Here is a 22,783-nt window from a genome sequence, read left to right as displayed (position 1 = left end):
ACATGATTGTAGTAATCCAGCGCGTTTCGGAGTCTTCGGTAAAAATTGATGGAAAAATCAAGGCTGAAATAGGTGTAGGCTTGATGTTATTATTGGGAATAGAAGATGCTGATGGGCAAGAAGATATTGATTGGCTGAGCAAGAAGATCGTGAATATGAGGATATTCCCGGATGAAGCGGGCGTGATGAATAGAAGTTTACTCGACATCAATGGGGAAATTTTGCTTATTTCTCAGTTTACCCTTCATGCCAGTACCAAAAAAGGCAATAGACCCTCCTATATCAAAGCCGCCAAGCCGGATGTGGCTATTCCGCTTTATGAGTCCATGATTCAAAGCCTGGAAAGAGAGTTGGGCAAGAAGATCGGCACAGGCGAATTTGGTGCGGATATGAAGGTAGCTTTGGTCAATGATGGTCCTGTGACGATCGTAGTGGATTCGAAAAACAAAGCATAGTTTTTTTACTCCCAAGGCACTTTTTAAAAATTGATCAGGTAGTTTTTTAAACCAAATCTCTAATTTAGGGGATGTCTCAAAACCTACTTGAAATTCGCCAATGTAAAATTGCCTACAAGGGAAAACAAGCTTTTGACCAATTATCATTTTCCTGGGAAAGAGGTCAATGTTGGGCAATTATCTCAGCTTCTGGCTGGCTGCAAACGGCTTTTATAGAGACCTTAAGAGGAAATTCGGTCGTTTTCAGTGGTCAGATTTCGAGACCTTTTGCAATGGACTACCTTGAAGAAAAGAGCCAAAAAAAGGAAGTCAATAGCTTTAGAGATTTGATGGCCTATGTCTCTCAAGCTTACACCTTCAAGAATAAATCGAATCTTCAAAATTTTTATTTTCAGCAGCGGTTTAATTCCTCTGAATCCGATGAGGCGTCCACAGTCAAGGAATATTTAGAAGATTGTTTGGGAGAAAAAAAAGGGGTTTGGACCTTGGCTTCAGTGATGGAACTACTGGATTTAAAAGCGCTAAAAGATGAATCACTATTAAAACTATCCAATGGTGAAAGTCGCCGATTAAATTTGGCTGGAGGGCTTTTAAAGCAGCCTAAGATTTTCCTCATGGATTACCCTATGACAGGATTGGATAAGACGACAAGGAATAATTTTGGAGGGCTTATCAAGAAAATACAAGAGGCTGGAGTTCATGTTTTACTGACAACCTCTGCAGAGGATATTCCCGATGGGGTCAGTCATATTGCAGAATTGGATTCAAGAGGGGTAAGTCAGATTTGGCTTTCCAATGAATTTCCCCAAGAGCCTGCCTATCAGGTGAAAAAATCCTGGGATTGGTCCCTTCTAAATGAGCTTCTTCCTCCCTCTCCAAGCGATCATCAAGTACTAGTGGACCTCAGGCAAGTTTCGATTAGCTATGGGGGAAAAAAGGTCTTAGATCGCATCAATTGGAAAATCAATCCTGGAGAAAAATGGCAACTCAAAGGTCCAAACGGTTCGGGAAAATCCACTTTGATTTCTATCCTGATTGGTGAAAACCCCCAAGCCTATTCCCAATCCATTTATTTGTTTGGAAGAAAACGGGGGACAGGCGAGAGCATCTGGGATATCAAGCGCCCAATAGGCTTTGTGGCACCCGAGCTTGCAAGGTTTTTTCCTGCTAATCAAACTTGTGAAAAGGTCATCCTCTCCGGCTTTTTTGATACCATGGGACTTTTTAAAAAACCTACAGAACAACAAAAAAACTTGGCCAGCAAGTGGATGCAATTCTTTGATTTGGAGGAGGAGGCAACCCTACTTTTTAAAAGTTTGTCACTTGAAAAGATGCGATGGGCATTACTCGCAAGGGCATTGATCAAAAAGCCCGACCTTCTAATTTTAGATGAAGCATCTCAGGGCCTCGACAGCATGCAGCGTCAGCTCTTCAAAGAAACTATCTCGGAGCTATCGAAAACTTATTCCCTAGCAGTGATCTTTGTAAGTCACTATGAAGAAGATGTGCCCTCCATAGTCAATCAAACACTCGAACTCCAAGCTGGGAAGGGAGTCCTTTCTTCAAAAACCTAGGCTGGAGTCGTATAAATAATAGTATTTGGAAATCTCCAACATTCTCTAGTTTTTAAGCCGTAAATAGTCATCCAAATGCAAAATTCAGCAAATAACCGAAGGGATTTTCTTCAAAAGATTGTCTCACTCAGTGCCTTTCTGGGTATACCTCCAAGTGCTTTCGCCAAAGAGAAAGCTTTTCAAAAAAGAGCTGTGAAGGATGTTTGGGAAGAAGTAAGGCAGGAATTCCCCTTGGAAAGCACCCGGAGCTATTTTAACAATGGCACTTTTGGACCGTCTCCTTATGTTGTGATTGCTGCAGTAAAGGAGAGTTTGGATCAGACAAATAGAACTGGAGATTATGGAAATCCTAGTCAAGGGAGAGCTAAAATTGCTGAGTTTTTTGGGGTTAAAACTTCTGAAATTAGCCTTACCCATAATACCACCGAGGGGATTAATATCATGGCATGGGGAGTTCCCTTAGAAAAAGGGGATGAGGTCATCCTGACTTCACATGAGCATGCTGGAGGAGCGATTCCCTGGCTCAATAGAGCTAGGCTTCATGGCATTGTACTTAAGGTTATCGAGCCAAAACCTACCCAGATGGAAAATGTACGAGCGGTTGAAGAGGCCATCACATCCAAAACTAGGGTGATTGCTATTCCCCATGTGACTTGTACCACGGGATTAGTATACCCGATTAAAGAGATAGCGGCTTTAGCGCAGAAAAATCAAATCTTTACTGCAATAGACGGAGCACATGGGGCGGGCACATTTGACTTGAACCTGGCCGACTTGGGAGTAGATTTTTATGCTGGCTGTTTTCATAAATGGATGTGTGGTCCCAATGGATCTGGATTTTTATACGTCAGACAAGAGCTGCTCGATGTGCTTCAGGCTTATCACGTCGGGGCCTATTCTGATAAAAGTTGGGAGTTAAGTTCACAATCAGTTTCCTTTGGAGGCTATGTGCCAACAGCGCATCGCTATGATTATGGTACACAGAGTACTCCAATACACCTTGGTGTGCTGGCAGCGATTGATTTTCATCAAAAGCTGGGAAAAGAAAAGATAGAGAAGCGAGTCAGGGAATTGAACTCTTATCTGATGGATGGGCTTAAAGAGATTCCTAGCTTGGAGATTTTGACTCCACAGGAGTCAAAATCTAGAATCAGTGTGGCTACCTTTAGGTTCTCGCAGGTACCCTACACAAAGGTATCAAAGTTTTTAGTTCAAAGGGGTTTTAGGGTCAGAGGTGTGCACGAGGCTAAATTAAATGCGATTAGGATTTCCACGCATATTTATAATAGCAAAAGTGAAATTGATGAACTCCTTAAAGCTCTTGGAGATTTTGCGAGTACTTAAAAAAGAGAAGAGAGAATAAAAAGAAAAAATTAAATTTGAATTCTTTAAAGAAGCTTAAGCTTTTAATTTATGACCTTTCCACAGTTGGTTCGAGATGTAAATGTACTGGAGAATGCAGGTTCGCCAATTGGATTGGTTCGGTTGGTAGATCGTATCCGTCCACCTAAGAAAAAGCCGGAACTAGCGGAAGAAAAATTGGCGGTACTTTTGGCCGAGATCAGACAGTTTCCTGAAGCAAAGCGCGATTTTATCAAATATTTGAAAAGCTTTATTTGTTCGAGGCAGAGTGTTCAGCTTTTTACGGATTCCGGTATGCCTACGGGTAAGGGGTTTTTTACGGAGGCTTTTGACCGAATCAACTCTTGGTTTTTACCTCGCTTGTATGGAGAGACAGACCATACGGCGACCTTCAATGAGATTTTTCATGAAACTTGGGATCATAAGTGGGTTCAGCTTATTTCTAGAGAGGCTTGGGTCACTCTATTTCTAGAGTTTGAATTTGAAGAATTTGAGCGCTTGGACTTAGATGCTCGTATGACGACACATCTTCTCAACAGTATTTTGGTGGTCTCACAGCGAGTAGCAGCGATGGGACTAGAACCTGAAATTCTAGCAAAGCTGCCTGAACTGGAGGAGTTTGATTCCCCTTTTGTCGTCCAAAATAAAGAGATCTTTAGCTACTTGGATGCTTATCAGAATTCAAAAGATTTTGACCGATCAGATCAAAATGCAGATTACAAGCAGATTTTGGTAATGCTCAGTCAGTGTGTAGATTATGTTAACCTCATTCGTAAAAACAAGCGGCGTTTTGGGGCAGATATCAGCTTGACCTATTTGCTCAATCGAATCAATCAGAATATCAATCGTCTCCGGACGCTCATGAGATTGGCAGTGAAGATCAAGGGTGCGGCTCCTTTTGAATCTGAGATCGAACTACTCAAAGCATTGGTTTATTCTGAAAATAAGAAAAACTCCCTTCAGGATCATTTTGATACCAATGTGCGATTGCTGGCCTTTCAGGTTACTGAGCATGCCGGAAGAACAGGAGAACACTACATCGCAAATACGGGGTCGGAATGGATGAAAATGCTCTATAAGGCCATGGGAGGTGGCTTGATCGTCGGGTTTTTATCCATATTTAAGGTTTTTATCTATTATATGAAGGCCTCACCCTTTGGTGAAGCATTTCTATATAGCATGAATTATTCCTTGGGCTTTATAGGGATTCATGTTTCTCATTCGACACTAGCCACCAAGCAGCCGGCCATGACTGCTTCCAAACTCGCCGCTGCGCTGGATGAAGTGACTAAGCCTAAAGATAAAGCAATTGAAAATCTTGCAGAGGTAATCTTAAGGCTCTCCAGAAGCCAGTTTATCGCCTTTGTGGGCAATGTTTTTGCCGCTTTTCCTGTGGCATTTTTACTAGCCTACGGGTATCATTGGTACTATGGAGAACATGTGGCTGGTTCAGACAAGGCGATCGCATTGATCAATGAATTGCATCCATTTAACAGTTATGCGATCTTCCATGCAGGGATAGCTGGTGTTTTCTTGTTTTTGTCAGGGTTGATTTCAGGGTACTATGACAATAAAAGTGTCTACAATAAAATTCCTCAGCGAATTCAGCAACATAAGCTTTTGGTGAAGATTTTTGGAAAAACCCGTATGGTCAATTTTGGGAATTACATTGATCAAAACTTGGGCAGTTTGGCAGGTAATTTTTTCCTAGGGATTTTCTTAGGCTCTACAGGCACTATAGGCTATATATTGGGGCTTCCTCTTGATATCAGACACATTACCTTTTCCTCTGGCAACTTCGGGCTGGCAGTGGCTTCCATAGGGCATAAGCTTAACGACTACCAGGTTTTCATGTCTATTTTGGGTATCATCCTGATAGGTTTGATGAATTTTCTGGTGAGTTTCTCACTGGCTATTTTTGTAGCGATCAAGTCAAGGGGAGTGAATTTCAAAGAGACCAGAAAATTGATTCGGACAATTTTGGTTTGGTTTGTCTATAGGCCCTCTGAATTCTTTTTCCCACCGCGAGTAAGTAAATTGAAAAAAAAGCCAGAAAATGAACTTCTAGATAAGGATGAAAATGATCAGCAAAATTCCTCTGATGAAAGTGAAAAGGTAAGACCTACCAAAGATTAATCTCTTTCTTCAATTCGCCATTTTTCCAGCAGTCTAACTCGGGAATTAGCTTCCTCATTTCTCCATTTTAGGTCTGGTTGAAGTGAGTCGATTTCTATGGTCCTTGTGCAGGGTGTTGATTCAATTTCTCCACCGACTTTACTCGCAAAAATAAGCCAAGTTTCTCCTTCACCTATGCCGTAATCACAGGAGGAATAATAACCAAATTCGCGCATTCCACCTTGGATTTTGAGCGATTGACGAGGATTTCCCTTAAAGACAGTAATTTCTCAATTTCGGCTGTAAAGTAATACGGTAGTCCTCGCTGAGTTAACGCAGAGCTGTCCATTGGCGTTTTTTGACCAATTTTCACCACTGCGATATAGGCGTATTTTTCGATCTCTTTGACAGAAAAATCAAGGGTAACAGCACATTTACAAGCCTCTGCAGTACTGACTTTAAGCAAAAATAAAATAAGAGAAAACAACTTAAATTGCATGGCTACACCCGATTGATGATTGTGATTCCTTCATTTTCAAATCGATTCATAGCGGGAAGTTCCTTTACGGCATCTGCTAAAGTGATTCTTTTTCCTATCAGCTTTTCTGGAGCCAGTTTGCCAGTTTGGATAAGTTGGATCATTTCAGGATATCTCCAAGCCTGCATGCCATGACTTCCCAAAATTTCCAACTCTTTGGCAATTACTAAATTCATTGGTAGAGCAGTATTCTTTTCTTTATCCAGAAGTAATCCCACCTGAATATGCTTTCCTCTTTTTCGGAGGGAACAAACGGATTGATAAGCCACTTGGCTATTTCCCAAGGCGTCAATCGATACTTGTGCTCCACCTTTGGTGATTTCCATGATTTCTTCAGCAATAGCATGATGATTTTTGGAATTGAGGCAAAAATCAGCTCCTAGTGTTCTGGCCCTTTGCAGCTGTTTATCTGAAATATCAATTGCGATGACTTGGGCACCTTGTGCTTTAGCTATCATAATTGCTGAAAGCCCTACACCTCCGCATCCAAAAACTACAACCCATTGACCTCCGCCCACTTTCCCCTGATCCACGACTGCGCGAAAAGATGTGGCAAATCTACAGCCCAAACTCGCCGCTGTGTCAAAACTCATGTCTTCAGGCAAAGTCACCAAATTAGTGTCTGCTCTCCCTATTTTTACGTACTCAGCAAAGGAACCCCAATGGGTAAAGCCCGGCTGAAATTGGTCATCACAGATCTGTTGGTTTCCGGAATGGCAGGTAGGGCAAACTCCACAGGCGCAGACAAAGGGAACGGTGACCCGATCTCCGATGTTCCACTTTTTCACTCCTGAGCCTACAGCAGCTATCACTCCTGCAAATTCATGTCCGGGGACATGAGGTAGCTCAATATCTTCATCATGCCCCATCCAACCGTGCCAATCCGATCGACAAAGGCCAGTGGCTTTTACTTTTATGATTACCTCCGTTTCGAGTGGAGCGGGATCAGCTACAGTTTGAATACTGGGCGTGGATTGAAATCCTTCGTAAATCAATGCCTTCATCAGTTCTTTTTTGTGAAAATTACCCAATACCTTCCATTTTTTATTAGTTACTTGGTCTCTTATTTAATTGAAAGATGATGAATGGCGAAAATAAGGAGCTGACCATTTCTGAAGCTCAGAACCAAGTGGATCAGTGGATCAAAACGGTAGGTGTCCGCTATTTTAATGAACTTACTAATATGACCATCTTGATGGAGGAAGTAGGGGAATTGGCGCGTCTAATGTCTCGTACTTATGGAGAGCAATCCTTTAAAGAGTCCGATAAAGGAAAAGAGCTTGGGGATGAAATGGCTGATATTCTGTGGGTTTTGATTTGTTTGGCTAATCAAACAGGAGTGGATTTGACTGCTGCATTTTATAAAAATCTGGAAAAGAAAAATATCCGAGATGCCACCCGACATAAGGAGAATAAAAAGCTTAAATAAAAAAGCTGTCTCAGGTTTTATCTTGAGACAGCTTTTTTTTATAAGTTATTGGATGCCTTGATCCATCTTGCTGACAAGTCAGGATCGGGCATGTCCGGATCAAGCGGAAACATTGGTCGCTGAATGCGTTGATAGCCCAATCGCTCCAAATCCTGATCCACACCTCCCGGTGTCAAGGCCATGATCCAGTCTCCTCGCAAGTCATATAATTCTGGTACCAAATAGCCGATTTTGACTACCAGTATATCGGTTTCCCTTGGATTCAGCCCAAGGTTGGTAAAGTCGCTTTCGCGATGATAAGGTTTTCGTTTTTCCGTGACGATGATTTTGATTGAGCCAACCTGGACCACTGCTTCTGTTTTGGCATCTTGATCACCTATTTCTAAGGAAAGTAGCTTGCCTTTAAGGTTCAGCGGCGGAGCAAAGCGATCATCCACTATAGCACCTACCAGTCCGGAGATTTCCTCACCGATTTGAGCATTTTTAGCTTTTTCTATCAAATCCGGCCCTGGGATCGATGCATAAATTAATTCTGGACCATTTTCGGATTGGAATTCAGGTCGTTTTAGGATTTCGTTTAAAGTCCAAGTCACATCGCCGGCCCCACCTGCAGTAGGATTGTCTCCCATATCAGAAATCACAAAAGGCTTATTCTCACTGTTTAGAGCCATTTCCAGACTTTCATCCAGATAAGCTACCGGAGCCACAAATTCGAAGTCATTTCTCACCTCCCATAAACTTTTTGCCAAATATTCCGCACTTTCTTTGACTTGATTTTCATCATCTCCTGTGACCATCACCACGGCATGATTTCGGGGTTCGTCGGCCCAGGCATAACCAATCCAGATCGCTGCATCGATTACGCCCTCTTTTTGGGTTTCGGGATCCACTTTAGCGTATAGTGATTTCCCGGGTTCGATACGGGTACTTGTTTTTTCTCCGGGGAGTAAAATAGGGACAGGAATCCAGGCTTTGTAGGCAGGTTTTCCTTTTCCCGATTCTAGTCGATCCAAAAGGTTTTCAACAGCCCGCTGTTTGGATTCTAGCGCGTCCTCGTGAGGGGCCATTCGGTAGCAGGTGATTAGATCGGTGTTTTCGGCCAAAGTTTGAGAAACATTTCCATGCAAATCCATTGAAGTGGAGATCAGGGTTTCCTCACCCACTACTTCTCTCACCTTGATGATGAAATCCCCCTCGGGATCATCCAATCCTTCTACACTCATGGCACCATGAATGTCAAAGAATAGTCCATCGTAAGGAAGATTTTCTTTTAGCATCTCTAGCGTAACATTCACTAGAGAATCATAAGCATCTCGGGTGACCATTCCCCCCGGAATCGCATGGCCTCGCAAGGTTGGAAACCATTGAGCTCGTGCTTTATTTTCAGAGCTGTCAGCCAAAAAAGGGTAGTAATTAAATACGTCTTCGCCAATTCTGGCTTTGAAGGATTCTGCTGTAGATCGAGCTGGAGAAAAGGTGCTGGACTCAATGGCCAAGCCTGCTATGGCAATTCTGGGAAGTTCTTTTTCTTTTTGACAGGAAACGAAAAGGAGGATCAGGGCGAAGCCGAGGAGATTCTTCATTGATGGCTGGTTTGATTGAAGGGGTAAATTACCAGCATTTTTTGGAAAATTCTCAGAGAAAAGGTAATGAGTTTAGCTTAAATTGCTCTCACTTTTTCATTTTCGACTTTTCCCACTAGCTCATACAGGTCCAAGGTTAGGCAAAAATCAATATCGGCCTCAATTCCGTGGTTTTGTAGTCTTTTGGCATGAGAAGCTTTGCTCAAGTAGGCTTTCATCTGATGGCCTTCTTTTTCAAAGAGCGACTTCATCGCCAAAGCCCCATCCTCATCAGCTTCATGGCTCGATTCCAGAGACTTGACTAAGGCGCCAGCATAGAGTGAATCTTCCAAATTGAATCGACCTTTCCATCCAGCACAATGAATGAGTACATCCTTTTTCTGCTTTTGGAGGTAAGTGATGGTGGCAGACAGGTTGGGGAAAGCTCCAATCAAAATCTCATCTGCCGCACTGGATTTGGAGATTGCCAAGGTGCCGTTGGTGGTCGTCATGGCAAGTTTTTGACCGGAGTAGTCCTTTTTCAAAAATGCCACAGGGGAGTTGCCTAAGTCAAAACCTTCTACAGTTTGACCGTTTCGCTCTCCTGCGATCAAATAGCCCTGATCTTTCATTTCACGACATTCCTCTAGGTCCGAAAAAGTACTGATTTCTTCAATTCCGTTGGCTAAAGCGGCAATCATCGTGGAGGTAGCCCGAAAAATATCGACTACCACCACGATTTTTCCCTGCAGTTCATGCAAATGGATTAATTCCGGACTGAAGCAGACTTCGATGTTTCTCATCCTTTCAACAAGGGTAGTTTTTCAACCTGAGCTTTCAGATTTTTATTTCTTACCTGGATAAAGATTTCTGTTCCAGGTTTGCTAAATTCTATTTTCACATAGCCTAAGCCTATTCCTACGCCCATGGAGGGAGATTGAGTTCCGGAGGTCACCTCACCAATAGAATTGCCGGCTTCATCCACAATGGGATAATGCCCTCTTGGAATTCCTCTTTCCTGCATCACAAAGCCTACTAATTTTTTTTCCACACCTGCTTCTTTTTGTGCTTTTAAAGCTTCAGAATTGATGAAGTCTTTGGTGAATTTGGTGATCCATCCCAATCCTGCTTCGATAGGGGAAGTCTCATCATTGATGTCATTTCCGTAAAGGCAATAGCCCATTTCCATTCTCAGGGTATCTCTTGCACCTAAGCCAATGGGTTTGATATCAAAATCTTTTCCGGCTTCAAAAATCGCATTCCAGACCTTCTCAGCATCTGCATTTTTCACATAAATCTCAAAACCACCCGCACCGGTATATCCTGTACCTGAGATGATTACTTCCGGAACTCCGGCAAATTCTCCCATGGTGAAGTGATAGAATTTTACTTCTGAAAGATTGACTGGAGTAAGGGGTTGGACAGCCTCGATGGCTTTGGGTCCTTGCACAGCAAAAAGACAATATTCATCGGAAGCATTGGTTAATTTGGCTTCCATAGTGTTATGCTTATTTATCCAAGCCCAGTCCTTATCTATATTGGAAGCATTGACGACGAGCATGTACTTCTCTTCTTCAAATTTGTAAACGATCAAGTCGTCCACGATTCCGCCCTTTACATTGGGAAAACAAGAATATTGAGCTTGGCCAATGACAAGTTTCGAAGCATCATTGGAGGTGACTTTCTGGATCAAATCCAAGGCTTGTGGGCCTTCTACAAAAAACTCGCCCATGTGAGAAACATCAAAAACCCCGACTCCATTACGGACACAAAGGTGCTCCTCATTGTCCGAGCTATACCGTACAGGCATATTGTAGCCTGCAAAAGGCACCATTTTGCCGCCAAGAGCTACATGAAGATCATTTAGAGGAATGTTTTTGATGGGTGTTTCCATTTTGGGTTCGTTTTTTATTGGAGGCAAAGGTAAGGAATGAAGCTAATTTTGAGACAGAGATTTACATAAAAAGAAAAGGCAACCCAAAACGGATCGCCTTTGTAATTTTGAAATGACGAGTGAGGCTTATATCGAGAAACTTTCCCCACATCCGCAGGTACGGCTCGCATTGGGATTGACGAATTGAAAGCCTTTGCCATTCAGCCCATCGGAAAACTCCAAAGTAGTACCTGCGAGGTACAATAGGCTTTTCCGGTCTACAATGATTTTGACTCCTTTGTCTTCAAAAACATGGTCTGTTTCTACCGTGTCACCATCAAAACCCAAATCGTACATCAGCCCGGAGCATCCACCACCTTTGACAGATACGCGGATATTTTCGTGCTCAGCTCGGCCTTCCTCTTTTTTTAGTTCCAAAATTCGTTCTTTGGCCTTGTCAGAAACGATGATCATATATTTTTATCTTTACGTCTACTTAATGATTTCAGGGGGTAAACATTCCCTCACCTGAAAAGATTCACTCACAAATATACGAATTATTAATATGAAGAAAATAGAACATATCGGTATCGCTGTGGCTGACTTGGAAGAGTCCAATGCACTTTTTGCCAAACTCTTGGGGAAAGTCCATTTTAAAACTGAAACCGTGGAGGGAGAAGCAGTGGAGACCTCTTTTTTTCAAGTTGGCGAAACCAAGGTGGAATTGCTTCAAGCAACAAAACCCGAGAGCGCCATCGCTAAGTATTTGGAGAAAAAAAAACCTGGAGTGCATCATATCGCCTTTGATGTGGAAGATATCCATTCAGAAGTAACGCGATTGAAAGGCGAGGGCTTCGAAATCTTAAATGAAACGCCAAAGGAAGGAGCAGACAATAAATTAGTCGTATTTTTGCATCCCCGAAGTACGAATGGGGTGTTGGTGGAATTATGTCAGGAAAGAAAGTAGGCAGTTAGCAGTATTGTCAGCCTGAGCGGAGTCGAAGCTATTAGGAAAGTCAGAAATCTGAAAAGTTTGCAGTAGGCAGCATTGCCAACCCGAGGCTCTCTTAGCTGTTGTATTAGTTTGGAACTTCATACATTACCTTAAATCCTAATTCCCTGTAACTCAAAAACCCAATAACCAATAATTTAACAACGAATCACATACCAAGAAATGTCAGAAAAGAGAACAGAAATACGTGAAATCGGTGAGTTTGGTCTTATTGATCATTTGAATGAAAAAGTAGTCGTCAAAAACCCTTCTTCCATCAAAGGTATTGGCGATGATGCAGCAGTGATCGATGCCGGAGACCATGTGAAGGTGATCACTACGGACTTATTGCTCGAAGGTGTTCATTTTGATTTGGCCTATGCTCCGCTTCCTCATGTAGGATTCAAGGCTGTCGCAGTCAATGTTTCGGATGTCGCAGCGATGAATGCGATTCCTAAGCAAATCACTGTTTCCATTGCCTTGTCTAATCGTTTTTCTGTGGAGGCGGTAGATGCTTTGTATGCTGGAATTCATGCTGCCTGTGAACACTACGGTGTGGATTTAATTGGTGGTGATACTACGGCTTCAAGAAGTGGTTTGGTGATTTCGATTACAGCTGTTGGCGAAGCTCAAAAAGATCAAATCGCCTATCGCAACGGAGCTAAAGCAAATGATATTCTTTGTGCTACCGGTGACTTGGGAGGAGCTTTGGTCGGTTTACAAATCCTTGAGCGAGAAAAGCAGGTATACTTGGCCAATCCGGATATGAAGCCTGATTTGGAAAAATATGGAATCGTCACTGCTAGACAACTTAAACCGGATGCACGGATGGACATCATTCATGAATTGCGGGAATTGGATGTAGTGCCCACCTCCATGATGGACATTTCGGATGGTTTAGCGTCTGAGATTTTTCACATCTGCAAAGCTTCGAATGTTGGAGCGACGATTTACGAGGATAAATTACCCATAGATAAGCAGACCTTTGATACCGCCGTGGAATTGAATTTGGATCCGATCACCTGCGTGCTCAATGGGGGAGAGGATTACGAATTGCTTTTTACGATTGACCAAAAGGATTTCAAAAAACTAGAAAAGCATCCTGATATCCACTTCATTGGGCATATCACCAAAGCTGAAGAAGGTAAGTTTTTGGTGACCAAAAGTGGTACAGCCGTGCAATTGAAAGCTCAGGGTTGGAAGCATTTTTGACCATTGGAATAGCCAGATTTTAATCTGGTTATTTTTTTAATTATTTTGCAACTGAAAAATAGTTGCTATTAAATGACAAAGCTGGAAAAGCTCAAAATAAGACTACTTTCTTATCCGAAGGATTTTACCTTCAGTGAATTGGAAAAGCTGCTGTCTCAATTGGGCTTTGATGAGTTAAAATTGGGTAAAACTGCTGGTTCGAGAAAAGCGTTTTATCACCAAGAGCTTGACTTGTTGATCAGGTTGCATAAACCGCACCCAATTCCAGTTTTGAAATCTTACCTCATCAAGGAGGTGATTCAGCAATTAAAAAAAGTAAACTTGCTATGAAGGATGTCTTGAATTATAAAAATTTTATTGGCTCGGTTTCTTTTTCGGCAGAAGATGAGCTTTTTTATGGGAAAATCGAAGGGATTGATGATTTGATCACATTCGAAGGTAGTTCAGTAAAAGAGTTAAAAGCCGCATTTGAAGAGGCGGTAGAGGATTATCTTGATTTGTGTAAGCAGCTTGGGAAAAATCCTGAGAAAACATATAAAGGCACTTTTAATGTTCGCGTAAAGCCTGAAACCCATAAAGCAGCTGCAAGAACCGCCACTCGATATGGTTTTTCTTTGAATCAATTAATAGAAAAAGCCTTGGAAGATTTTTTGGTAAAAGAACCTGCAGCAAACTATTCCAAGTCAAAAAATAGGATTTAAAAATAACCCTCCAATTGATTCAAAACACTTGGAGGGTTTAATTGCATGGATGCTGATTACGTCTATTCTTCCGGATAAGGCACATAAACAAAGCTGGTAAAGGCCCCATCAATTACAAATAGACAACAAAATTCATCCGGGTCTTTGTAGGCTTTCTGAAACTCAGGCAGAGACTCTTCGGCAATTAATTTTCGCTGTACAAACTCGTCCACGTAGGTGATGAAATAGTTCCAGTCGAGGTTTTTCTCTGCTTTTCCCAAGAAAATTTTTCCGATGGGTTGCATTTCCTTTGAGATCGGAAAAATCGGATAATCCGAAAAACCGCGAGAGCGCACCTGATAAGAAGCTTCTTTTAGCACATCCGAGATTTTTATGAAATCACTGGTGATCGTTCCTAGGTATTTCCCACTGAGTTCGGGATCGTTGAAATCTGAAATCATGATTTGAGTGTTAGTCGTACAACATTTTCTACGTGATAGGTTTGGGGAAACATATCCACAGGCTGAATTCGTTCCACTTGGTATTTTTCTCCCAAAAGCGCGATGTCCCTTGCTTGTGTAGCAGGGTTGCAGGACACATAGACGATCGTGGGAGCAGCAAGCCTTAGCAGCATATTGATCACATCCTCATGCATACCGGCTCGAGGTGGATCGGTGATGATCACATCTGGAGCTGCATGCTTTTCGATAAACTCCTCATTCAAGACATCCTTCATGTCTCCTGCATAGAAAAGGGTATTGTCAATTCCGTTGATTTGGGAATTGAGTTTGGCATCTTCTATAGCAGCTTCGACGTATTCGACTCCGATCACTTGCTTGGCCTTTTTCGCCACAAAGTTGGCAATGGTGCCGGTACCGGTATAAAGATCATAAACCACTTCATCTCCTTTGAGCTGCGCAAATTCACGGGCTACTTTGTACAATTCGTAGGCCTGTTCGGAGTTAGTTTGGTAAAAGGATTTCGGTCCGATACGGAATTTTAGGCCTTCCATCTCTTCCTCGATGTAATCCTGCCCGGCGAACGTCACCAATTCTAAATCATGGAAAGTCTCGTTTCCTTTGGTGTTAATCACATAAAGGAGGGATGTAATGTCAGGGAATTTATTGTTCAAGAATTCCATCACCAATTCGATCCCTGCCGAATCGTTTTCTCCAAATTGGACGATCACCATGACTTGGTCTGTGGAGGTAGTTCGGATGATCAAATTTCTCAATAATCCTACTTGTTCCCTGATGTCGTAGAAGCTTAGTTTATTTTCTAGAGCGAAAGCTCTGAGTTCATTTCTGACTTCGTTGGAAATCCCGCCTTGCAGATAGCAATGTTCGATGTCGATGATTTTATCAAACATCTTTGGGATATGAAAGCCCAAAGCATTGCGGTCAAACTCTTCACCCGATCGAATTTGATCCAGCGTCAACCATTTTTTATTGGAAAAAGTAAAGTCGAGTTTATTACGGTAGTATTGGGTCTTTCCGGAGCCTAAAATGGGAAGGACCTCCGGAATGGGAACTTTGGCTATTCGCTCAAATTGATCCACGACTTGCTGCCGCTTGTAGTTTTTTTGTAAATCATAATTGATGTGCTGCCATTTGCAACCCCCGCAAGTCCCAAAATGAGAACAAAACGGTTCGATTCGGTCTTTGGAGTATTCATGAAAATGAACGGCTTCTCCTTCCATAAAGGAGCTTTTACCTCGGGTGATCCGTACATCCACCACATCACCTGGGGCCACTTGGTTGACAAAAACCACTTTGCCTTCATGATGCCCTACACATTTGCCCTCAGAAGCGATGCGCTCGATTTCGAGGTTGGTGATGACCTTATTTTTCATTTTTCTCGACATGGGCGCAAAATTAGGGAAAAAGGAGGAGAAGACCTTTGGACTTTTTAAAAGCTCTCAGGCTATTAATCAAATCGCTTCTCCGAAGCTCTGAACCTACCATGTCGATTAAATTTACAATCAACACGCATCTCTGAGACTTTTAGGAGCAGTTTTTTTCTTGCTAATAGTGCTTTACTGAAGAATATTGGATTTAGCTGTCTTCGATTCAAGTGCCAGCGGTGCGTTTTAATTGTAGAATCGAGGATTAGTTAGAAAGATCAGAGCCCCAGCGGGGCGATTTGATTGATCTCTACCATGATTCCGAATTAACAATATGACTTATGGCTTTTATCAAATCGCTTCTCCGAAGCTCTGAATCTACCGTGTCGATTAAATTTTACAATCAACACGCCTCTCTGAGGCTTTTAGGAGCAGTTTTTTTCTTGCTAATAGTGCTTTACTGAAGAATATTGGATTTAGCTCCCTTCGATTTAAGCGCCAGCGGCGGGTTTTAATTGTAAATAAATTGAATTAGCGAATTTCAGAGCCCCAGCGGGGCGATTTGATTGATCTCTACCATGATTCCGAATTAACAATATGACTTATGGCTTTTATCAAATCGCTTCTCCGAAGCTCTGAATCTACCGTGTCGATTAAATTTTACAATCAACACGCCTCTCTGAGGCTATTAAATCGGGATATGTTGTAGTAAATATTTTTTTCTTGAAGGATAAAGAAATTCCTCTATATCTAAAAAAAGCGCCAGCGGTGCGTTTTAATTGTAGAATCGAGGATTAGTTAGAAAGATCAGAGCCCCAGTGGGCCGATTTGATTTTAATATGGAAAGAAATCAGAAGGTTTCAGTTTTTACAATTTGTCAGTTTTTCGTATTTTAAATTTTACTTTATCAGACATGGCAAATACATACCATCAGATTTATATCCAACTAATTTTCGCTGTACAAGGAAGACATAGTCTCTTAAAAAAAGAATTTAGACAAGATTTTTTCAAAGTAATATCATCTATGATTAAGGAGCTTGGTCATTTTCCAATAATAGTCAATGGAATGTCCGATCATGTCCACTGTTTAGTAGGATTGAATCCTGATAAAAAAATATCAGATTTAGTAAAAGACCTAAAAACTAATTCCAGTCATTTTTTAAAGGATAAGAAATGGGTGCCAGGAAGTTTTAAATGGCAAAATGGATATGGTGTTTTTTCTTATTCAAGATCACATTTGAATAATGTTTATGAATATATTCTTAATCAAGAATACCATCGAAAAAGAACTTTTAAGGAGGAGTATTTGGGGTTTTTGAAAAAATATGAGATTGAGTTCAAAGAAGAATATGTATTTGAATTCATTCAGGATGAATAGCAATTTGAACGGTTTTTAGATTTAATTTTTCAATGATCAAATCGCTTCTCCGAAGCTCTGAATCTACTATGTCGGTTAAATTTTACAATCAACACGCCTCTCTGAGGCTTTTAGGAGCAGTTTTTTCTTGCTAATAGTGCTTTACTGAAGAATATTGAATTTAGCTGCCTTCGATTTAAGCGCCAGCGGCGCGTTTTAATTGTAGAATCGAGGATTAGTTAGAAAGATCAGAGCCCCAGCGGGGCGGTTTGATTGATCTCTACCATGATTCCGAATTAACAATATGACTTATGGCTTTTATCAAATCGCTTCTCCGAAGCTCTGAATCTACTATGTCGGTTAAATTTCACAATCAACACGCCTCTCTGAGGCTTTTAGGAGCAGTTTTTTCTTGCTAATAGTGCTTTACTGAAGATATTGAATTTAGCTGCCTTCGATTCAAGCGCCAGCGGTGCGTTTTAATTGTAGAATCGAGGATTAGTTAGAAAGATCAGAGCCCCAGCGGGGCGATTTGATTTAACCTTCTCATTTCCTCTCTAATCCCTATCTTTACCACCAAATTTTATCTATGAAATTCAAAGACAAAGTCGTCCTAATCACCGGAGCCACCTCAGGAATCGGAGAGGCCTGTGCGGAAGTTTTTGGCCGGGAAGGTGCCAAAATTGCGATCACAGGTAGAAACCCACATAAACTGGAACAAACGACCAACAAACTCAGGTCAAAAAACATAGAAATTCTCCCCATTTTGGCAGATGCAGCTTCGGAAACTGATAATCAAAAAATGGCCGAGGAAACCCTTTCCCATTACGGCCAAATTGACATTTTGATTAACAATGCCGGAATCTCCATGCGGGCGCTTTTCGAGGACTTGGATTTGGAGGTTTTTCGGAAGGTCATGGATACCAATTTTTGGGGAACAGTCTATGCGACCAAATTTTGTCTGCCCGCTATTCTTAAATCCAAAGGCTCTATCATTGGCATTTCCTCCATCAACGGCTACCGGGGAACTCCCGCACGTACGGCCTACACTGCCAGTAAATATGCCATGAATGGTTTTTTTGAAGCCTTGCGTACCGAAGTGATGAAGAAAGGAGTGCATGTTTTGGTAGTGGCACCCGGTTTTACCGCCTCCAATATTAGAAATACAGCGCTCACTGCTGATGGTTCTTCTCAGGGGGAATCTCCAAGGGATGAGCAGAAAATGATGACTTCGGAAGAGGTGGCCCAGCATATTTTGAAAGCTATAGTAAAACGAAAGCGGGATATCGTGCTCACCGGGCAAGGGAAATTGGCCGTGTTTCTCAATAAATGGATGCCGGGAATTCTCGATGGAATTGTGTATAATCAGATGGCCAAAGAAAAAGACTCGCCTTTTAAATAGGGCTTGCTGAAAAAGTTTCAAGTATGCCAGCTTCAAGGTGGTCGAGTGTAGATGTATGCCTATACTTCAAATGATGGCCAAGGAGGAAGAGGGTATGCCTGAGGTTAGCTTAAAAATTTCAAAATCGAAATTTTTGGTACCTGAAAATTGGCTACTTTACTCATATTTCCTTACCCTAGCCGAAAAAATATCCTCAAGAAAAAATGAACTCATCGTTACCCATGATACCTTTTTATCTGTTATAGCGTTTTTCAGAAAGCCCTAAGTAAATGCCCAAATCCATCTTCCAAACCTACCTTCATCGACTCACTGACCTGTCCACCAAAAACAGATCTTTGTATTTGCCGAAACTGGAGGGATATGGAATGCTGGACCTAAGGGAATTGGATTTTTTGAATGGAGAACCGGCCTTTGAGATCCTTAGAAAATTCATTTCAGGGAAAAAGAAAATCACTATCGCTCCAGAAATCGACCCTAGGTCAAGTGAGGCTAATCAAGTTTCCAAAGCTCTTGCTCGATTGGCTTTTCGGGATCAATTGACCCAAGAAGAAACGGGTGATCAAAGCTTGTATCTGGCCTGGCTTTTTGTAGAAGGGAAACTGATGAACGGGCAATTGATTCGCAGTCCCTTACTTTTAAAACCGGTTCAGCTTAGTAAGGAAAATGGTAATTGGAATTTGATTTCAGAAGAAAATTGGCAATTGAATCCCACATTCTTGTTGGCTTGGAGGCATGCGACAGGTCATGCTCTGCCCGAATCTTTTTCTGACGAACTCCTGGAAAATCTCCCCAAAGATCCGCTTGCCTTTCGGACAGCTTTATCCAAATTGATTCCTGAGTATTTTACCATTCAGATCCAATCCAATATACTGGAAGATCAGATTATTCCTTTTCCCAATTCCCAGATTTCCCTAGATCAGGAGCGATTTTCTGAAGGAAAAGTAAGCCTGAAGCCCTATGCCCTTTTGGGTCAATTTGCCCAAAAGGGGAGTTTTCTGTTTTCTGATTACGAGGTGTTAATGAAGAAACTTCCTCAAGCCTCCTTGGAAGATCTTTTTGAGCAGCTATTTGTTTCGGAGAAAAAGGAAACTTCCATCCGAGAAGAAAATTTATTCCCTGTTTTTCCACTCGATGCCTCTCAAGAAAGTGCGCTGATCAAAGTCCGTCAGGGGAATAGCTTGGTCATCCAAGGTCCGCCAGGTACAGGCAAGTCTCAATTGATTGCCAATTTGATCACTGACTATATTGCTAGAGGTAAAAAAGTACTAGTCGTTTCCCAAAAGCGTGCTGCGCTTGATGTGGTTTATGAGCGATTAGAAAAAGTAGGGTTCTCACCATTTTTGGGATTGGTCCATGATTTTCGTGGAGATCAAAAAGTCCTTTTTGAAAAAATCAAGACTCAGATTGAAGCCATTGAAGCGTATCAAGTTCAAAATCGGGGGATTGATGCAATACAGTTGGAGCGTGAACTTAGCTTGCTTTCCAAAACCATTTCTAGACTGTCAGGAAAATTTGAAGAACTCCGGACAGCATTATTTGATGAAGAGCCGGCAGGTATTCCCATCAAGGCGCTGTATCTGCAGGCAAATTTGAATAAATCAGCATTGAATGAAGCTACCTTGCTTCAGCTGGATCTGGAGCAGGCAATACAATTCGAAAGGGATTATGTGATTTTCAAGGCTTACCAAGATCGCTTTTCGGAAAGTTTTTGGGGAAACAGAAAATCATTTTCGAACATTCAGCCCTCAGACTTTGTGCAAATCTCCTCTGCACTGAATAGTATAGAAGATCATCGAAAACAGCTTCCTGAAATATTTTTGGATGAGAAAGGCAAGGCTGTTTTGCGTGCAGTTTGGCTAGATTTGGATTTTTTGCAGAAGGTCAAAAAGCTTCGACTTTCCTTGGAGGTCCTTTCAGAACCTGAAAAGGACTTTGCATTTATTTTTTATCCTAAAGAAAAAAAAGTGATTGCCAAGATTCACCGTTTTCTGAATCAGACAATTGAGATTTCAGGAGGCTGGAAGTTTGAATTGGACGAAAATTTGGAGCTTTTGAGTGAGGAGCTAGACCAATTGATTCCGCTTTTTCAAAATTTTTTCGGCAGGATTAAGGTCAAGTTTTCCAAATCAAAATTTCCGCTCGCTTTTCAAGCTCTAGTCAAAAATAATCTGTCCTTTGACCCTAAAAACCTACTTGCTCTTCGGCAGGAATGTGAGTCGAAACGTCAAGTTTTGGCAGAGGAAAAGAAATTGGGTTTATCTCCTTTTTTTAAATCATCCGGACAATTTGCAGAGGATCTGAATGTGGTCGAAAAGCTATTGGCTTGGAAGGATAATTGGGATGAGCTACCCGAAATTCATGGTTTGATGGATTGGGAAATGCTTTCCTATTCAGCCTTTTTCGATGCTTTGAGAGAGATTGAACGATGGATGGAAGGAGTTTCAGCTCACTTGGTTTCCTATCGACTTTGGTTTTCGGAGGAACAGTTTTTAGCCTTGAATTCAAAGAGTTTGGAGCGTGTTTTTCCCGAAAATCCCTTGAATTGGCCTGCTGTTTTTGCCGAGTTGAAAACCTTTGATCAGTTTCTTGAAAATTGGAAATTCAGGGAATTGGGTCAGCGGCTAGAAGTGGATTTTCCAAAAGCTGATTTGGAAGAGCAAATTTCCGCTTTTTGGAATGGATGGAGACTGACTTGGATAGGGGAGATCGAGCGGCGATCCCCGATGTTGAGCGATTTAGGCTCTCTTCATTTGGTTCATGAAATGGAAGAACTCAAAAAAGCTATTCTCGAGAAACGAAAAAAATCTAAGCATTTGGCTTTGCTTCGGCTTCGTGAGCAAGTCTCTGAGTTTCTGGAATACAATCGGTTGGGTAATCGACTGACTTATAGGGATCTGCTTCATCAAGTAAGCAAAAAGCGTCAGAAATGGCCCATTCGTAAATTAATTACCGAATTTAGAGTGGAAATCCTTAGACTCTTGCCTTGCTGGTTGGGTAGTCCTGAAACGGTTTCGGCGGTATTTCCGACTGATCAGATATTTGATTTGGTGATTTTCGATGAGGCTTCTCAGTGTCCCGTAGAGCGGGGCTTGCCTGCTATGCTGAGAGGAAAGCAGGTCTTGGTAGCTGGAGACTCCAAGCAGCTTCAGCCTTCGGCCTTTTATCAAGTGAAGTGGGAATCAGAGGATGAAGGAATGGCCTATGAAGCAGAGTCTTTGCTCGAATTGTCCGCTCACTTTTTTGAGAATATGCAATTGAGAGGGCATTATCGCTCGGCTGATCCGGGTTTGATTCATTTTTCTAACGCGCATTTTTATGGGGGTCGATTGGAGACGCTGCCGGATTATGCCACAGTCAAAGCGGGAAAAACTCCATTTTCTTGGGAAAAGATTGAGGGAATCTGGGAAAATCAGGTTAACCGAATGGAAGCTGATGCGGTTGTGGATCGAGTTCAGAGAATTAAAGAATTGAGCCCTCAAGATTCTATTGGGATAGTGACGGGGAATTATTTTCAGATGGAATTGATCCGGGAATTGCTATGGAAAGCTGGATTTCAAGATGCTGCTATTAAGGTTCGAAATATTGAAAATGTGCAGGGTGATGAGTTTGATCAAGTGATTTTGTCTTTGGGCTATGCCCCAAACCGTGAAGGAAAGCTAGTGACCAACTTTGGTTTGCTGGGTAAATCGGGTTCTCAAAACCGACTTAATGTAGCTATCACCCGGGCAAGAAGGGTGATGCATGTGATCAGTTCGATCGAGGCGGAGGATTTCCGTCCTTCTCAGCTGGCTAACCCTGGTTTAGCTTTGCTTCGAGAGTTTTTGGCCTGGGTTAAGCTTCAGAGTATTTCGTTAGACCTTCCCCCTCCGGAAGTGAAAACTTCAGGTTTTGAGATCAATTGGAGTTTGAAAAATAGGCTTATGGATGCGGATATATCTTTTTCCAAGCAAATTCCTTCGACTGTGATGGATCTGATTTTTTCAGATTTGGAAGGAAACAAAAAGGCCATTTTGACTGATGATCAGCGATTTTTTGATGCTCCTACTGCAAAGGCTGCGATGGTTTATCATCCTATTTTGCTTGAGGAAAAAGGTTGGAAATGGGAATGGAAGTGGAGTAGGTTTTGGAACTCAGAAAAATGAAGTTAGAAGTCTGATAAGTTAGCAGTTGGCGGGGTTCAAAAGGCAGGAATGATTAAATAGATAGCCTAAAGGTTAAGAGTGAAAATGAATGTAATTTTTGAAATAAAACTGGTTCAAATCAGCAGTATTCTCTTGCCATCATTTTATATATTGAATGATAAATAATTCATTAAATCAATATTAATGATTTAATAAATAAGATATAATTCATTAAATATCCTTGTCTTTTTATATCGCTTTCTTAGCTC

At 41.7% G+C, this 22,783-nt stretch carries 20 protein-coding genes; 12 read left to right on the top strand and 8 right to left on the bottom strand.

The features are described from left to right. Nucleotides 1-2 precede the first annotated feature (2 nt). From dtd to BLQ57_RS09235, 4 genes are all read left to right on the top strand, one after another. Nucleotides 3-455, top strand: coding sequence for a D-aminoacyl-tRNA deacylase (gene dtd, locus BLQ57_RS09250; RefSeq protein ID WP_087938972.1), 453 nt, complete (start codon nucleotides 3-5; stop codon nucleotides 453-455). 71 nt (nucleotides 456-526) lie between these two features. Further along, nucleotides 527-2,029 carry an ATP-binding cassette domain-containing protein gene (locus BLQ57_RS09245; RefSeq protein WP_087938971.1) on the top strand — a complete coding sequence of 501 codons (1,503 nt, stop codon included), beginning with the start codon at nucleotides 527-529 and terminating at the stop codon, nucleotides 2,027-2,029. 75 nt (nucleotides 2,030-2,104) lie between these two features. Next, a complete protein-coding gene (locus BLQ57_RS09240; protein ID WP_087938970.1) occupies nucleotides 2,105-3,373 on the top strand; it encodes an aminotransferase class V-fold PLP-dependent enzyme in 1,269 nt (422 codons plus the stop codon). 69 nt (nucleotides 3,374-3,442) lie between these two features. Then, nucleotides 3,443-5,527, top strand: a complete 2,085-nt coding sequence (locus BLQ57_RS09235) for a site-specific recombinase (protein WP_087938969.1) — start codon at nucleotides 3,443-3,445, stop codon at nucleotides 5,525-5,527. Here BLQ57_RS09235 and BLQ57_RS20895 read toward each other — a convergent pair. Both BLQ57_RS20895 and BLQ57_RS09225 read right to left on the bottom strand, forming a co-directional pair. Continuing rightward, on the bottom strand, nucleotides 5,524-5,742 hold the full coding sequence (locus tag BLQ57_RS20895) for a hypothetical protein (RefSeq protein WP_139162701.1): 219 nt from the start codon (nucleotides 5,740-5,742) through the stop codon (nucleotides 5,524-5,526). The two genes, BLQ57_RS09235 and BLQ57_RS20895, sit on opposite strands and share 4 nt — an antisense overlap. A 265-nt stretch (nucleotides 5,743-6,007) precedes the next feature. Further along, nucleotides 6,008-7,048 (bottom strand): zinc-dependent alcohol dehydrogenase family protein, encoded by a 1,041-nt coding sequence (locus BLQ57_RS09225; RefSeq protein WP_087938967.1) that lies wholly within the window; start codon nucleotides 7,046-7,048, stop codon nucleotides 6,008-6,010. A gap of 77 nt (nucleotides 7,049-7,125) precedes the next feature. Here BLQ57_RS09225 and BLQ57_RS09220 point away from each other — a divergent pair, with 77 nt between their 5' ends. After that, the gene (locus BLQ57_RS09220; RefSeq protein WP_175444661.1) at nucleotides 7,126-7,473 is read left to right on the top strand and encodes a nucleotide pyrophosphohydrolase; all 348 of its coding nucleotides are present in this window, start codon (nucleotides 7,126-7,128) and stop codon (nucleotides 7,471-7,473) included. A gap of 38 nt (nucleotides 7,474-7,511) precedes the next feature. Here BLQ57_RS09220 and BLQ57_RS09215 read toward each other — a convergent pair whose 3' ends face one another. The 4 genes from BLQ57_RS09215 to BLQ57_RS09200 all read right to left on the bottom strand — a co-directional run bounded on the left by BLQ57_RS09215 (nucleotide 7,512) and on the right by BLQ57_RS09200 (nucleotide 11,382). Then, nucleotides 7,512-9,056, bottom strand: coding sequence for a M81 family metallopeptidase (locus BLQ57_RS09215; RefSeq protein ID WP_087938966.1), 1,545 nt, complete (start codon nucleotides 9,054-9,056; stop codon nucleotides 7,512-7,514). A gap of 77 nt (nucleotides 9,057-9,133) precedes the next feature. Then, a complete protein-coding gene (locus BLQ57_RS09210; RefSeq protein ID WP_087938965.1) occupies nucleotides 9,134-9,838 on the bottom strand; it encodes a 2-phosphosulfolactate phosphatase in 705 nt (234 codons plus the stop codon). Continuing rightward, the gene (gcvT, locus tag BLQ57_RS09205) at nucleotides 9,835-10,929 is read right to left on the bottom strand and encodes a glycine cleavage system aminomethyltransferase GcvT (protein ID WP_087938964.1); all 1,095 of its coding nucleotides are present in this window, start codon (nucleotides 10,927-10,929) and stop codon (nucleotides 9,835-9,837) included. Before gcvT ends, BLQ57_RS09210 begins: the two co-directional genes overlap by 4 nt. Before the next feature lie 126 nt (nucleotides 10,930-11,055). After that, nucleotides 11,056-11,382, bottom strand: coding sequence for a HesB/IscA family protein (locus tag BLQ57_RS09200; RefSeq protein WP_087938963.1), 327 nt, complete (start codon nucleotides 11,380-11,382; stop codon nucleotides 11,056-11,058). Between the two features lie 91 nt (nucleotides 11,383-11,473). Here BLQ57_RS09200 and mce point away from each other — a divergent pair, with 91 nt between their 5' ends. From mce to BLQ57_RS09180, 4 genes are all read left to right on the top strand, one after another. Beyond that, entirely contained in the window at nucleotides 11,474-11,875 is a 402-nt protein-coding gene (gene mce, locus BLQ57_RS09195; protein WP_087938962.1) for a methylmalonyl-CoA epimerase, read from the top strand. A 207-nt stretch (nucleotides 11,876-12,082) separates the two neighbouring features. After that, nucleotides 12,083-13,111, top strand: a complete 1,029-nt coding sequence (gene thiL / locus BLQ57_RS09190; RefSeq protein WP_087938961.1) for a thiamine-phosphate kinase — start codon at nucleotides 12,083-12,085, stop codon at nucleotides 13,109-13,111. A 72-nt stretch (nucleotides 13,112-13,183) separates the two neighbouring features. Further along, nucleotides 13,184-13,441 carry a type II toxin-antitoxin system HicA family toxin gene (locus BLQ57_RS09185; protein WP_087938960.1) on the top strand — a complete coding sequence of 86 codons (258 nt, stop codon included), beginning with the start codon at nucleotides 13,184-13,186 and terminating at the stop codon, nucleotides 13,439-13,441. After that, nucleotides 13,438-13,812 carry a type II toxin-antitoxin system HicB family antitoxin gene (locus tag BLQ57_RS09180; RefSeq protein WP_087938959.1) on the top strand — a complete coding sequence of 125 codons (375 nt, stop codon included), beginning with the start codon at nucleotides 13,438-13,440 and terminating at the stop codon, nucleotides 13,810-13,812. The genes BLQ57_RS09185 and BLQ57_RS09180 overlap by 4 nt, the downstream gene beginning before the upstream one ends. A 62-nt stretch (nucleotides 13,813-13,874) precedes the next feature. Here the strand turns inward: BLQ57_RS09180 and BLQ57_RS09175 are convergent, their stop codons facing one another. Together BLQ57_RS09175 and rlmD are read right to left on the bottom strand one after the other, a co-directional pair. Next, the gene (locus BLQ57_RS09175) at nucleotides 13,875-14,252 is read right to left on the bottom strand and encodes a hypothetical protein (protein WP_087938958.1); all 378 of its coding nucleotides are present in this window, start codon (nucleotides 14,250-14,252) and stop codon (nucleotides 13,875-13,877) included. Continuing rightward, nucleotides 14,249-15,655 carry a 23S rRNA (uracil(1939)-C(5))-methyltransferase RlmD gene (gene rlmD / locus BLQ57_RS09170; protein WP_087938957.1) on the bottom strand — a complete coding sequence of 469 codons (1,407 nt, stop codon included), beginning with the start codon at nucleotides 15,653-15,655 and terminating at the stop codon, nucleotides 14,249-14,251. Before rlmD ends, BLQ57_RS09175 begins: the two co-directional genes overlap by 4 nt. Before the next feature lie 892 nt (nucleotides 15,656-16,547). On the opposite strand from rlmD, the gene tnpA reads away from it, so the two are divergent. The 3 genes from tnpA to BLQ57_RS09150 all read left to right on the top strand — a co-directional run bounded on the left by tnpA (nucleotide 16,548) and on the right by BLQ57_RS09150 (nucleotide 22,535). Then, on the top strand, nucleotides 16,548-17,012 hold the full coding sequence (gene tnpA / locus BLQ57_RS09165) for an IS200/IS605 family transposase (protein WP_092824061.1): 465 nt from the start codon (nucleotides 16,548-16,550) through the stop codon (nucleotides 17,010-17,012). A gap of 568 nt (nucleotides 17,013-17,580) precedes the next feature. Continuing rightward, entirely contained in the window at nucleotides 17,581-18,393 is an 813-nt protein-coding gene (locus BLQ57_RS09160) for an SDR family oxidoreductase (protein ID WP_087938954.1), read from the top strand. A 269-nt stretch (nucleotides 18,394-18,662) separates the two neighbouring features. Further along, on the top strand, nucleotides 18,663-22,535 hold the full coding sequence (locus BLQ57_RS09150; protein ID WP_087938952.1) for an AAA domain-containing protein: 3,873 nt from the start codon (nucleotides 18,663-18,665) through the stop codon (nucleotides 22,533-22,535). Nucleotides 22,536-22,783: the final 248 nt, after the last annotated feature.

It is taken from the genome of Algoriphagus faecimaris (genome assembly GCF_900101705.1).
Lineage (GTDB): Bacteria > Bacteroidota > Bacteroidia > Cytophagales > Cyclobacteriaceae > Algoriphagus > Algoriphagus faecimaris.
This window is presented reverse-complemented; position numbering and strand designations above follow the sequence as displayed.